Here is a 12,477-nt window from a genome sequence, read left to right as displayed (position 1 = left end):
TTTCATCCATATTGACTATAGACTATAAAAAGGGCGTTCCCGGCATGGGAACGCCCTTTTTTGCGCGCCAAAGATTGATTTCTGTTTGTTATTGTACCGCGGATTTGAGGTACTCCTCTACCTCAGCGGCAGTGGACAGGCCCATGGCCTTCTGGGTCACCTGAGATGCCTGGGCGGTGTGCCAGTGGTGGATCTGGGCACGGGTGGCCAGCACGGCGGAGGCGCTGACCGAGAACTCATCCAGGCCCCAGGTCATGAGCAGGGGGATGAGCCGGGGATCGGCGGCGGCCTCGCCGCACATACCCACCTGGATGCCCGCCTCCTTGGCGGCGGTAATCACATTGCGGATGGAGCGAAGCACCGCCGGATGGAAGGTGGTGTACAGGTTCTCCACCTGGGCATTGCCACGGTCCACCGCCATGGTGTACTGGGTCAGGTCGTTGGTGCCGATGGAGAAGAAGTCGCACTCCCGGGCCAGCAGGTCCGCGATAAGGGCGGCGGCAGGGGTTTCCACCATGATACCCAGGGGGATGTCCTTGTGATAGGGCAGGCCCTCGGCCTCCAGCTCGCGCTTGCAGGTCTCCAGCAGGGCTTTGGCCCCCCGGATCTCCTCCAGAGAGGTGACCAGCGGCAGCATGATCTTGATGTTTTTCTCCTCAGCTCCCGCTCGCAGCAGGGCCCGCAGCTGGACCTTGTACAGGTCGGGGTTGTCCAGACAGTAGCGGATGGCCCGGTGGCCCAAGAAGGGGTTTTCCTCGGGTGCCATGCCCAGGTAATCCACCGCCTTGTCGCCGCCTACATCCAGGGTGCGGATGATGACCTCCTTGCCCGCCATGGTGCGGGAGACGGCCAGATAGGCCTCGTACTGCTCGGCCTCGGTGGGCATGTCCACCCGGTCCATGAACAAAAACTCCGTGCGGAACAGGCCCACGCCCTCGGCCCCCGACCCGGCGGCGGCTGCCGCGTCGGCGGTGGAGCCAATGTTGGCATACAGCGCGTAGCGGTTGCCCTCGGCGTCCACCGTCTCCTTGTCCCGATACACGGCCAGCAGGGCCTTCCGGCGCAAAAACTCCTCCTGCTTGGTCTGATACTGGGCCAGGGTGGACTGGTCCGGGCCCACCAGGGCCACGCCCTCGCCGCCGTCCACGATGACCTGCTCCCCGTCCTTCAGCTGCTCCATGGCATTGGGGACACTGAGCACCGCGGGCAGCTCCAGAGCCCGGGCCAGGATGGCGGAGTGGCTGGTGCGTCCTCCCACCTCGGTGAGGATGGCGGCCACATGCTCCTTGTCCAGGCCCACCGTCATGGAGGGGGTCAGATCGCGGGCCACCAGTACGCTGCCAGCGGGCAGGCGGCTCACATCCACACCAGTGACCCCCAACAGGATGGCCAGCATCCGGCTGCGGATGTCCCGCACGTCGGTGGCACGCTGGCGCATCAGCTCATCGTCCACACCGGCGAACATCTCGGCGTACATGGTACACACCTGGTCCACAGCGGCCTCGGCGCACTGACCGGCGTCAATGGCCTCCCCCATCTGGCTCTGCATGAAGGGGTCGCTCAGCATCATGATCTGACCGGTGAGGATCTCCGATTCCTTCTCGCCCACCTGGGTACGGATGTGCTCGGCCATATCGGTGGTTTTTTCGTTGAACTGCGTGATGGCGGCCTGAAGCCGGTCCTTCTCCGCCTCTTTGCCGCCGTACTTGACGGCAGAGTAGTCCAGGTTCTGTTCCTGGACGCGGACGACTTTGCCGATGCCGATCCCGTCGGAAGCGGCGATACCCCGTAAGATCATAGCAGTCTCCTCCTGTCCATTCGGCGGCTTGGGCGATTACTCGCCCAGGCCGGATTCCACCAGCTCCACCGCAGCCTTCAGGGCCTCGGCCTCCTGCTCGCCGCAGCACTGGATCTCGATCTCGCTGCCCTGCTTGATGCAGGCGGCCATCAGGTGCATGATGCTCTTGGCGTTGATGTTCTTGCCGTTGAACACGATGGTGACTTCACTTTTGTACTTGGCCATGGTGTTGACGAAAAGCTGGGCGGGACGCATGTGCATACCCTGGGGATTGACGATCTTAGTCTTGGCGGTAACCATAGTGATACTTCCTTTCTTACTTACATGGATAACTGTGTTACTATATCAGCTGCAGCGCAGCTTGTCAAAGTTTTGATGGCATTAGACTTTCTTTTTCTTCAGCAGACCCAGCAGGACCATGCCTACCAGGGAACCCACCGCCAGGGCCACGACATAGCCCAGCACGTTGGTCATGACGGGGAACACGAAGATGCCGCCGTGGGGTGCGGGGAGGGCGCAGCCAAAGGCCATGGACAGAGCGCCGGCCACGCCGGAGCCTACGATGCAGGCGGGGAGGACGTGGAGGGGGTCGCCGGCAGCGAAGGGAATGGCGCCCTCGGTGATGAAGCACAGGCCCATGATGTAGTTGACCACACCGGACTTGCGCTCGTCCGCGGTGAAGCGATTCTTGAAGAAGGTGGTGGCCAGCGCGATGGCAATGGGGGGCACCATACCGCCTACCATAACGGCGGCCATGATGTCGGAGCCCTGCCCGGCGGCCATGGTGGCCAGGGTGGAGGTGCCGAACACGTAGGCGGCCTTGTTGAAGGGACCGCCCATATCCACGGCCATCATACCGGCCAGCACGATACCCAGCACGATCTTGCTGCCCTCGCCCATGGCCTCCAGGCCGGAGTACAAGGCGGTGTTGATGGCGCCCACGATGGGGTTGATGAGGCACATGAACAGGCCGATAATCAGCAGGCCCACCACCGGGTAAATGAGGATGGGTTTCAGACCTTCCAGGGCGTGGGGCAGCTTGTCGCACACCTTACGCATACCCAGCATCAGGTAACCGGCGGCAAAGCCGGCAATGAGGGCGCCCAGGAAGCCGGCGGACACAGCAGTGCCGGAGGGGGAGAGGAAGGTAGCGCCCGACACGGCCAGCGCGCCGCCCACAAAGCCCACCATCAGGCCGGGCCGGTCGGCAATGGACATGGCGATAAAGCCGGCCAGGATGGGCAGCATGAAGTTGAAGGCCACGCCGCCGATGTTCTTAAACCAGGCGGCAATGGGGGTGTTGGTGCCGAAGTTGGCGTAATCGATGGAGGCGTCGTCCAGCAGGAAGGCCAAGGCGATGAGGATGCCGCCGCCAATGACGAAGGGGAGCATGTGGCTGACGCCGTTCATCAGCTGCTTGTACAGCTTGCGGCCGATGCTCTCGTTGGAGGCCTCGTGGACCACCTCGCCGGTGTGGTGGTAGATGGGGGCGCTGGGGGCCTGACGGATCAACTCCTCCGGCTTGTGGATGCCGTCGGAGACAGGTACCCGCAGCACATGCTTGCCGTCAAACCGGGCCAGATCCACCTCCTTGTCGGCGGCGATGATGATGCCGTCGCAGGCGTCGATCTCGGCCTGGGTCAAGATATTCTTGGCTCCGCCGGAGCCCTGGGTCTCGGCCTTGACGGGGATGCCGATCTCCTTGCCCTTTTTCTCCAGGGCCTCGGCGGCCATGTAGGTGTGGGCAATGCCGGTGGGGCAGGCGGTGACCGCCAGGATGCGGGGACCGGCAGCATGAGCGGCCTCCACAGGAGCGGCCTGGGCGGTAGCCTCCTCGGGGAACTTGGCGCTTTCGAACTTGTCAATGACCTCCATAAAGGTCTTGGCGTCGGGGGCGGCGCGGAGCTGGCCCACGAAGTCGAAGTCCATCAGCAGGACCATCAGGTGGGAAAGGATCTCCAGGTGCAGGTCGCCGTCCAGGGGGGCGGCGATCATAAAGAAGAGGTCGGAGGGCTGGCCGTCCATAGCGCCGTAGTCCACGCCCTCTTTCAGAATACAGGCGGCCAGGCTGGGGGCGGTGACGCAGCCGCTTTTGGCGTGGGGCACGGCGATGCCCATCTCAATGGCGGTGCTGGTCTGGGCCTCCCGGGCCAGAATGGCCTCCTTATATGCCTTGCGGTCGGTCAGACATCCACTCTTGTCCTGCAGGTCTACCAGCAGGTCGATGGCTCCGTCCTTGTCGGCGGCGGAAGCGCCCAGCGCGATTTTGTCAGTGCTCAGCAAGTCGACGATACGCATAATAGCAGGGCTCCTTTCAGATCAGAATAAGAGGGGCTATTGGTCAGAAGGTGTTGAGCAGGGTCATGACCGCCTCACGGGTGGCCAGACCGTCGGAGAAGGCGGTGGCAGACCCGGCGGCGGCGCCCAGACGCTGGGCGTAGGCGTAATCGCCCTTTTCCAGCCATCCGGCCAGGAAACCGGCCACCATGGAGTCGCCCGCTCCCACCGAGTTGCGGACGGTGCCCTTGGGCACCCCCAGCCGGTAGCAGCCCCCCCGCTCGTCCAGCAGCAGGGAGCCGTCCCCCGCCATGGACACCAGCACGTTGCGGGCACCCTTCTCCTGCAGCTGGGCGGCACAGTGGCGGATCTCGGTATCGGTGGTGGGGGTCTTTCCGAAAATCTCTCCCAGTTCCAGGTTGTTGGGCTTGATGAGGAAGGGATGATAGGGCAGGGCGCTGCACAGCAGGTCCCGGGTGGTGTCCACCACGAACTGGATGCCCCAGTCTTCCAGCCGGGCCAGAATCTGCTCGTATACGTCGTGAGACAGGGCGGCGGGAACGGAGCCGGAGATCACCAGAATATCCCCAGCCTCCAGCCGGTCCAGCTTGTCCTGAAGGGCCCGCAGAGCGGCGGCGTCCACCGTGGGGCCCCGGCCGTTGATCTCGGTTTCCTTGCCCCCCTTAACCTTCACATTGATGCGGGTCAGACCCTCGGGCAGCCAGATGAAGTCGCTGCGGATGCCCTGGCTCCGCAGGCCCTCCTCCAGGGCCCGGCCGGTAAACCCGGCCAGAAAGCCCAGGGCCACATTGTCCACCCCCAGAGCGGTGAGGACGGTGGACACATTGATGCCCTTGCCGCCGTACTGGATGGCCTCGTTCTGGGTGCGGTTGATCTCGCCGGGACGCAGGGTGTCCATCCACACCACATAATCCAGGGCGGGGTTAAAGGTTACTGTGTAGATCATGGCTTATACCTCCTTAATCACCGTGTGCTCCAGATAGCTGGGGTCAGGCAGGTGCTCGGTAATGATGGTGGCCTTTTCCAAAGGAAGTACGGTTACGGCGGAGACCAACTCAAATTTGCTGCTGTCTGCCACCACAAAGGTGAGATAGGACTGCTCGGCGGCCTTAGCCTTGATGGCGGCTTCCTCCGGATCGGGTGTGGTAAATCCCTGGCGGACGGTGATGCCGTTGATACCCAGGAAGGCTTTGGTGAAGTTGTATTTTCCCAGCTCCTCCAAAGCGCCGGTGCCCACCACCGCCCAGGTGCCAGGCTTGAGAAAACCGCCCAGCACATAGCCCCGCAGGTCCAGCTCCATCAGCCGCTGGGCACAGGCGATGCCGTTGGTGATAAAGGTGGCGCCGGAGCCTTTCAGATACTCGACCATTCGAACCGTAGTGGTACCGGCATCCAGATAGACCACATCGTCGTCGTTGATGAGCCCTGCGGCGTAATGGGCGATGCGGTCTTTTTCGTCCCGGTGGAGCAGGGTCTTGGTGGAGACGTCAGGCTCCTCTCCCTGAAAGGTGCCGCTGGCCAGCACGGCCCCGCCGTGGACCTTGTTCAGACGCCCCTGTCGGGCCAGAGCGGTCAGGTCCCGACGGATGGTAGCCTCCGACGCGCCGGTCAGCTCGCACAGCCGGGTCACACTGGCCGCCCGATTGTCCGCCAGCTCCTGTAAAATGGCTTCAAACCGCTGTTCTGCCAGCAAGGGGAATTCCTCCTTTCCTCTACTTTTTGATTGAAAATGATTCTTTTTTCTTCTGGTATTAATATAGCACCGTGAATAATCAAAGTCAATCACAAACAATCAATCTAACCCACAAAAAAAGCGGGCAGTTTTTGGACAGTCTGCCCAATGGGATGGAGAGGACGGCGGCACAATCCAGGCAAAAGAGAAGTGACGGCGAAAAACAAGCAAAATCAATCAAAAAAGGTCTGCCGCGGCGGAACGCGGCAGACCTGATGCAGGAAAAAGCCCTTGGCAAAAGGAGATAAAACGCAGTTATGGATTGAGCCCCAAAAGGATGGAGGCGATGCCCGCCGCCAGAAGGACGGCTCCGCCGATCTTTGTGGTGACATTAGAGCGCATCCGCCGGAATACGGTCTGTAGCTTTTCCAGGGGAATGAGCAGAAAGATCAGCCCCAGAACGATAAAGAGAATACCCAGAGAGAAGTAGGCCATGATGGCTTCACCTGCCGTTTCTGATAAGGTGCTTTCATCTTACCAGTTCTCGTGGGGGATTGCAAGAGGCGCTTGTCTTTCCGGGGAAGATTTGGTAGGATAACGGGGAGAAATGGGAGATTTATTACACAGAGCGGAGGGAAGCTATGCAGGAATATCTGGGAGCCTTGCAGCGGGCGGCTTTGTTTCAGGGGATGGAAGAGGAGGAGCTGCTGGCCCTGCTGGACTGTATGGGTGGAGCCCTGCGGCGCTATCCCAGGGGAACGGCGGTGCTTCAGGCCGGGGACCCGGCCACCCATCTGGGGGTGGTGCTGTCCGGCAAGGTGCAGGTGAGCCGCATCCGGGCCGACGGGCAACGGATCGTCATGGGAGAGATGGGGCCGGGGCGGCTGTTCGCCGAGTCCTACGCCTGCGCCGGGGCGGACAGCCTGCCGGTCAGCGTCACCGCCTCGGCGGATACGGCGGTGTTGCTGCTGGACTGCCGGCGGCTGTCTACCCCCTGCGCCTCCGCCTGTAAAGCCCATGGCAAACTGATCCACAATTTGCTGTGGGTGCTGGCGGAAAAGAACCTGTTTTTGAGCGGCAAGCTGGACCACCTCTCAGGCCGCACCATCCGGGAGCGGCTGCTGTCCTATCTGGAGGCGGAGGCGGGCCGCACAGGGCGTACCACTGTCGTGGTACCCTTTGACCGGCAGGCGCTGGCAGACTATCTCTGCGTGGACCGCAGCGCCTTGTCCCGCACCATTGGCCAGCTTCAAAGGGAAGGGACGCTGGAAGTCCAGGGACGGCGGTTCCGGCTGAACAACCTATCCGAGTCTGGAGAATGACAATAAAGGGGCGCCGCAAATGCGGTGCCCCTCTGTCATGTTTAGTTCAGGAAATCTTTCAGTTTCTTGGAACGGGAAGGATGGCGCATCGCCGTCGTGGATTACAGATCCCTCGCCTTCGCCTGAAAGCGAAGGCTCACTCCTTCCATCACTCCGGCTCTCCCCACGGGACCCGCTGCGCTGGGCTCCCGCGGGGGCCCCAAAACTGCGCCCCAAAGAAGGAAGAATCCCAAGAAACAGCTTAGTTCAAGAAGTCTTTCAGCTTCTTGGAGCGGGAAGGATGGCGCAGTTTTCTGAGGGCCTTGGCCTCGATCTGGCGGATACGCTCACGGGTGACCTTGAACTCCTTGCCCACCTCTTCCAGGGTGCGGGTACGGCCGTCCTCAATGCCGAAGCGGAGCTTGAGCACCTTTTCCTCCCGCTCAGTGAGGGTGCCCAGCACCGACACCAGCTGCTCTTTCAGCAGGGTGAAGGAGGCGGCCTCAGAGGGCTCGGAGGCGTCCTCGTCGGGGATGAAGTCCCCCAGGTGGGAGTCCTCCTCCTCACCGATGGGGGTTTCCAGGGAGACGGGCTCCTGGGCGATCTTCAAAATCTCCCGCACCTTGTCCACCGGCATGTTCATCTCCTCGGAGATCTCCTCCGGGGTGGGGTCGTGGCCCAGCTCCTGAAGCAGCTGCCGGGACACCCGGATGACCTTGTTGATGGTCTCCACCATATGGACGGGGATACGGATGGTGCGGGCCTGGTCGGCGATGGCCCGGGTGATGGCCTGCCGGATCCACCAGGTGGCGTAGGTGGAGAACTTGTAGCCCTTGGTGTAGTCAAACTTCTCCACCGCCTTGATAAGGCCCAGATTGCCCTCTTGGATCAGGTCCAGGAAGAGCATACCACGGCCCACATACCGCTTGGCGATGGACACCACCAGACGGAGGTTGGCCTCGGCCAGGCGCTGTTTGGCGGCCTCGCCCCGTCTTACCAGGCGGCGCAGTTCCTTGATGTCGTCCTCAGACAGGGTGATCTCCTCACCGGCCTCCTTGGCCCGCTCCATATCGGCCAGCTGCTCCTTGGCGGCGTCGCCGGCGCCCATGTCCTGGGCCAGCTGCACCTCCTCGTCGGGGGTGAGCAGGTTGACCTTGCCGATCTCCTTCAGATACATCCGCACGGGGTCGTCGATGCCGAAGGAGTCCACCAGGGTGTTGGGGTCCACCATCTCCTCTTCGGGCAGGTCCTCGATCTCGTTGAGCTCCTCCAGGGGAGGCAGGGTGTCGTCGGCCAGCTCGGGCAGATAGTCGTCGCCTACGGTGTCGATACCCAGGTTTTCCAGGGTATCGTAGATCTTGTCCATCTGCTCGCTTTCCAGGTCCATGTTTTCCAGCACGTCCATCAGTTCGCTGGAGGAGAGCTTGCCGTTTTTCTTGCCCCGCTCGATCAGCTCTGCCAGCTTCTCAGAGCCCTGGACGCCCTCTACCACCTTCATGACCTCGATCTTGCCCTGCTCCATCTTCTTGACGTTGTCCCGGGCCAGCTTGGCCTGATCCTCCAGGGTCAGGGTGAGTTCCTTTCTTCCGGTGGTCTTTTTTTCACTCATGCGGTTGTCCTCCATATGATTTTTTCTCTCTGAATTTGTCTCGGGCCGCCAGCAGCGGGTCTATGTCGGACCCGCCTCGGATGGCGGCTTCAGTTTGGATAATTGCTATGTAGTCCCGCAGCGCCTGCCTGCGGTTGGTTGGGGATTCCGGCTGCTCCACAATGCCGGTGATATGGCTCATCTCCTCCGGCGTCAGCACCCCGGACAGAGCCCCTAACTGGAGGCTCAGCCCCTGGCTGTGCCGCTGCTGGAGCAGCACATAGAGCTTGGCCAGCAGGGGAGAGGAAAACTGCTCCGGTCCCAGCCCCCCGGTCTGGTCCAACAGGCCGGGGTCCAGCAGCAGCAGCCGGATGACCCCCTCCTCCGCCCGGGCGGAGCGGATGTTTTCATAGCGCAGCTCCCTGGCCTTTGGCTGGAGCTGGACGGAGGGGGTCAGGTCCTTTTTGGCCTGCCGTTTTCTGGCCTGCCACGTCTTGTCCTTCCGGTAGCGGGCAATTTCCTGCGCCATGGCGGAATTGGAAATACCGGCAGCGGCAGCGGCCTTGTTGCCGTAAATCTCCCGCTCGATGGGGCTTTGAAGGGCGGCCACGGTGACCACCGCTTCCTTCAGATAGGCCAGCCGCCCCTCCTCGCTGGACAGATCGTGGCGGGAGAGCAGGCTGTCCAGCCGGTAGTCGTTCTGGCCGGCGCTGCCGTTGAGGCACTTCTCAAAGGCGGCGGGGCCGAACTTTTTGATAAAATCGTCCGGGTCCTGTTTGACCGGTTTGCCCTCGGCATCATAGGCGTTGGGCAGCTGAAGCACACGGACGGTGAGGTTGGCGTTTTTTAAAATGTTGAGCACCCGGTCGGTGGACTGCTTGCCGGCGGTGTCGTTATCATAGCACAGCACCAGTTCCTTGGTGTACCGGGCCAAAATACGGGCGTGCTCCTCGGTAAGGGCGGTGCCCATGGTGGCCACCACATTGTCAAACCCCGCCTGATGGAGGGTGATGACGTCGATGTTGCCCTCCACCAGCACAAGATTGGGCCGCTTGGTGTTCTTGGCAAAGTTAAGGGCGTAGATGAGACGGCCCTTTTTAAAGAGCGCCGTCTCCGGGGTGTTCAGGTACTTGGCCCCCTCCTCGCCGGGGAGAATCCGGCTGGTGAAGCCCACCACTTCTCCCCGCACGTCAATGACGGGGAGCATGAGCCGGGCCCGGAATTTGTCATAAATGCCGCCGTTTTTACCCGCCACCGCCAGCCCGGCGTCCATCAGCTCCAGCTTGGTGTAGCCCTTGGCGGTCATGGCTTTGGTGAGGGCGTCCCACTGATCGGGGGCGGCCCCCAGCCCGAAGCGGGTGGCGGTGCGGGGGGAGATCTGCCGCTGGGCGATATAATCTCTTACCCGCTGGCCTCCGGGGCCGGTGAGATATTCGTGGTAGAACCGGGCGGCGTCCCTGGACAGCTCCAGCAGCCGGGTCCGCTTTTTCCGGTAGGCCTCGTTTTCTCCGGTCTCAGGCACCTCCAGCCCTTCCCGCTTGGCCAGCAGCTTCACCGCGTCCACAAAGGGCAGGTTTTCCATCTCCATCACAAAGGAGATCACCCCGCCCCCCTTGCCGCAGCCGAAGCAGTGGTAGATCTGCTTGTCGGGGGAGACGGAGAAGGAAGGGGTCTTTTCGTTGTGAAAGGGACACAGCCCCCACAGGTTATTTCCCTTCCTGGTCAGGTGGACGTAAGAGGACACCACGTCGGCGATATCGCTGCGGGCTACCAGATCGTCAATAAATTGTTCCGGGATCGCCACTGCTGTCCTCCTTCCGACTATCTTTTCCAGATAATGCCGCTTTCATACGGCGTTGAGAAAGGCTATCTACTTTACGCTCCAGGATTTGGGAATAAAAGCGTCTGAAAATTGCTCCACAGCGTAGGTGTCGGTCATGCCGGAAATGTAATCGCAGACCGCCCGCTCCACGCCCTCCTCCACCCGGATGTCCTGATACTCCGAAGGAAGCTTGTCCGGGTCCTTCACATAGTATTCAAACAGGCGGCGGAGCATATCCTGGGCCTTGCCCTCCTCCCCCTTGGCCACCGGACTGTGATAGACGTACTCGAACATAAATTCTCGCAGTTCATTCATGGCGTCCCGGCAGGCGGGGGACTGGACAATGTCATTTTTTCCGGTGGACTGGGTGATAATGTCCACCGTCAGGGTATTGATGCGCTCCGAGCTGGTGAAGCCCAGCACCTGGGCCACCGACAGGGGCAGGTCCATGGGGTAGATGATCTTGCCCCGCATGGCGTCGTCAATATCGTGGTTGATGTAGGCGATCTTGTCGGCCAGCCGCAACAGCCGCCCCTCCAGAGTCTCGGCCTGGTCGGGGCCGGTGTGGCACAGGATGCCCCGGCGGACCTCATAGGTCAGATTCAATCCCTCGCCGTCCAGCTCCAGCCGGTCCACCACCCGCAGGGATTGCTCGTTGTGAGCAAAACCCCCAGGCATAATCTCGTTGAGCACCCGCTCCCCGGCGTGACCGAAGGGGGTGTGGCCCAGGTCGTGGCCGTAAGCCGCCGCCTCGGCCAGATCCTCGTTGAGCCGCAGGCCCCGGGCGATGGTGCGGGCGATGCGGCTGACCTCAATGGTGTGGGTCATGCGGGTGCGGTAGTGGTCCCCTTCCGGCTCCAGAAAGACCTGGGTCTTGTGCTTGAGCCGCCGGAAGGCCTTGGAGTGGACAATACGGTCGATGTCTCGCTGAAAGCAGGTTCGGGTGGGACAGGGCTCCAGCGGGACCATCCTCCCCCGGGAGTGGGCGGACAGGCAGGCATAGGGGGAGAACAGGGCCGCCTCGGCGGCCTCGGTCTGTTCACGCAGTACCATGGGCGCTCACCAGCCTTTCAGCAGATTTCAGCCTTTCTGTTATATACGCCGCGGCCGGGGCAAAACCCTTCTTTTTTTATAAATTTTCTATTCTGCTCACAAATCCCCCTGGGGGAGGGGACTGGATTCGTCAGTTTGCCCGCCAGTGAGCAGAGCCAGAAGGGCGGTGGGGGTGGAGACGGTGCGCTGGGCGCCGTGCTGGGCCAGGAAACCGGCGTCCCGGAAGCCCCAGGTCACCGACAGGCAGGGCAGACCGGCGTTGCGGGCGGTTTCAATATCCACCTCGGAATCTCCCACATATACCGCCCCCTGGGCGTCGGCCCCCAGCTCTTCCAGGGCCCGGAAGACGGTGTCGGGAGCGGGCTTGCGGGCCACTCCCTGGGACTCGCCGATGGCCACCCGGACCCGGTCCCCGAAATAGGAGGCGCACAGGCCCTTTACCGCCCCGTCAAATTTGTTGGACACTACCGCCAGTCGGATACCAGCCTTGTTCAGACCGTCCAGCAGCTCCAGCACCCCGTCATAGGGAGCAGTGCGGTGTTCCATATTCAGCAGGTAGTGAGCCCGAAAGTCGGCCAGACACTGGGCCTCCAGGTCGGCGGGGGTGCCCTCGGGCACCGAACGATGGATGAGCAGGCCCACCCCGTTGCCCACAAAGCGGCGGATCTCGTCCAGCGAGCGGGTGGGCAGGTTGTGGAGGGCCAGAGCGTAGTTGGTGCTGTCCCGCAGATCCTGAAGGGTATCCAGCAGGGTGCCGTCCAGGTCAAAGATAACAGTGGAATAGGGTCTCATAAAAGCCTCCTCATTTGGTTGGGGATAAGACGAAGGTCGGGCGGCCATTTTGGCCGCCCGTGTGGGGTACATTCAACCTGAATTATTCACGGCAGTATAAGTGTGCATGAAATCTGCCGTAGTTGCCGTTACAACCACTCTCAATACCTCACC

Annotated in this window: 11 protein-coding genes; 1 reads left to right on the top strand and 10 read right to left on the bottom strand. The window is 61.8% G+C overall.

Annotated elements, in window-relative coordinates:
* Positions 1–88: 88 nt before the first annotated feature.
* The 6 genes from ptsP to Q0J75_RS08380 all read right to left on the bottom strand — a co-directional run bounded on the left by ptsP (position 89) and on the right by Q0J75_RS08380 (position 6,263).
* A complete protein-coding gene (gene ptsP, locus Q0J75_RS08405; protein WP_297199526.1) occupies positions 89–1,798 on the bottom strand; it encodes a phosphoenolpyruvate--protein phosphotransferase in 1,710 nt (569 codons plus the stop codon).
* A 36-nt stretch (positions 1,799–1,834) separates the two neighbouring features.
* Positions 1,835–2,098, bottom strand: a complete 264-nt coding sequence (locus tag Q0J75_RS08400) for an HPr family phosphocarrier protein (protein ID WP_297199523.1) — start codon at positions 2,096–2,098, stop codon at positions 1,835–1,837.
* A gap of 81 nt (positions 2,099–2,179) precedes the next feature.
* A complete protein-coding gene (locus Q0J75_RS08395; RefSeq protein WP_297199520.1) occupies positions 2,180–4,096 on the bottom strand; it encodes a PTS fructose transporter subunit IIABC in 1,917 nt (638 codons plus the stop codon).
* A 43-nt stretch (positions 4,097–4,139) separates the two neighbouring features.
* Positions 4,140–5,042, bottom strand: a complete 903-nt coding sequence (gene pfkB, locus Q0J75_RS08390) for a 1-phosphofructokinase (RefSeq protein ID WP_297199518.1) — start codon at positions 5,040–5,042, stop codon at positions 4,140–4,142.
* Positions 5,043–5,045: 3 nt separating this feature from the next.
* A complete protein-coding gene (locus Q0J75_RS08385; RefSeq protein ID WP_297199515.1) occupies positions 5,046–5,789 on the bottom strand; it encodes a DeoR/GlpR family DNA-binding transcription regulator in 744 nt (247 codons plus the stop codon).
* A gap of 294 nt (positions 5,790–6,083) precedes the next feature.
* Entirely contained in the window at positions 6,084–6,263 is a 180-nt protein-coding gene (locus Q0J75_RS08380; RefSeq protein ID WP_297199513.1) for a hypothetical protein, read from the bottom strand.
* A gap of 146 nt (positions 6,264–6,409) precedes the next feature.
* On the opposite strand from Q0J75_RS08380, the gene Q0J75_RS08375 reads away from it, so the two are divergent.
* Positions 6,410–7,090 carry a Crp/Fnr family transcriptional regulator gene (locus Q0J75_RS08375; protein ID WP_297199510.1) on the top strand — a complete coding sequence of 227 codons (681 nt, stop codon included), beginning with the start codon at positions 6,410–6,412 and terminating at the stop codon, positions 7,088–7,090.
* A 241-nt stretch (positions 7,091–7,331) separates the two neighbouring features.
* On the opposite strand, the gene rpoD is transcribed toward Q0J75_RS08375, so the two are convergent.
* The 4 genes from rpoD to Q0J75_RS08355 all read right to left on the bottom strand — a co-directional run bounded on the left by rpoD (position 7,332) and on the right by Q0J75_RS08355 (position 12,324).
* Positions 7,332–8,678 carry an RNA polymerase sigma factor RpoD gene (gene rpoD / locus Q0J75_RS08370; RefSeq protein WP_297199507.1) on the bottom strand — a complete coding sequence of 449 codons (1,347 nt, stop codon included), beginning with the start codon at positions 8,676–8,678 and terminating at the stop codon, positions 7,332–7,334.
* A complete protein-coding gene (gene dnaG / locus Q0J75_RS08365; protein WP_297199504.1) occupies positions 8,671–10,461 on the bottom strand; it encodes a DNA primase in 1,791 nt (596 codons plus the stop codon). The genes rpoD and dnaG overlap by 8 nt, the downstream gene beginning before the upstream one ends.
* A 66-nt stretch (positions 10,462–10,527) precedes the next feature.
* Positions 10,528–11,532 (bottom strand): deoxyguanosinetriphosphate triphosphohydrolase, encoded by a 1,005-nt coding sequence (locus Q0J75_RS08360; RefSeq protein WP_297199502.1) that lies wholly within the window; start codon positions 11,530–11,532, stop codon positions 10,528–10,530.
* A 96-nt stretch (positions 11,533–11,628) separates the two neighbouring features.
* Positions 11,629–12,324, bottom strand: coding sequence for an HAD family hydrolase (locus Q0J75_RS08355; RefSeq protein WP_297199499.1), 696 nt, complete (start codon positions 12,322–12,324; stop codon positions 11,629–11,631).
* Between the last annotated feature and the right edge of the window lie 153 nt (positions 12,325–12,477).

The sequence above is a fragment of the uncultured Flavonifractor sp. genome, assembly GCF_944385615.1.
GTDB lineage: Bacteria > Bacillota > Clostridia > Oscillospirales > Oscillospiraceae > Flavonifractor.
This window is presented reverse-complemented; position numbering and strand designations above follow the sequence as displayed.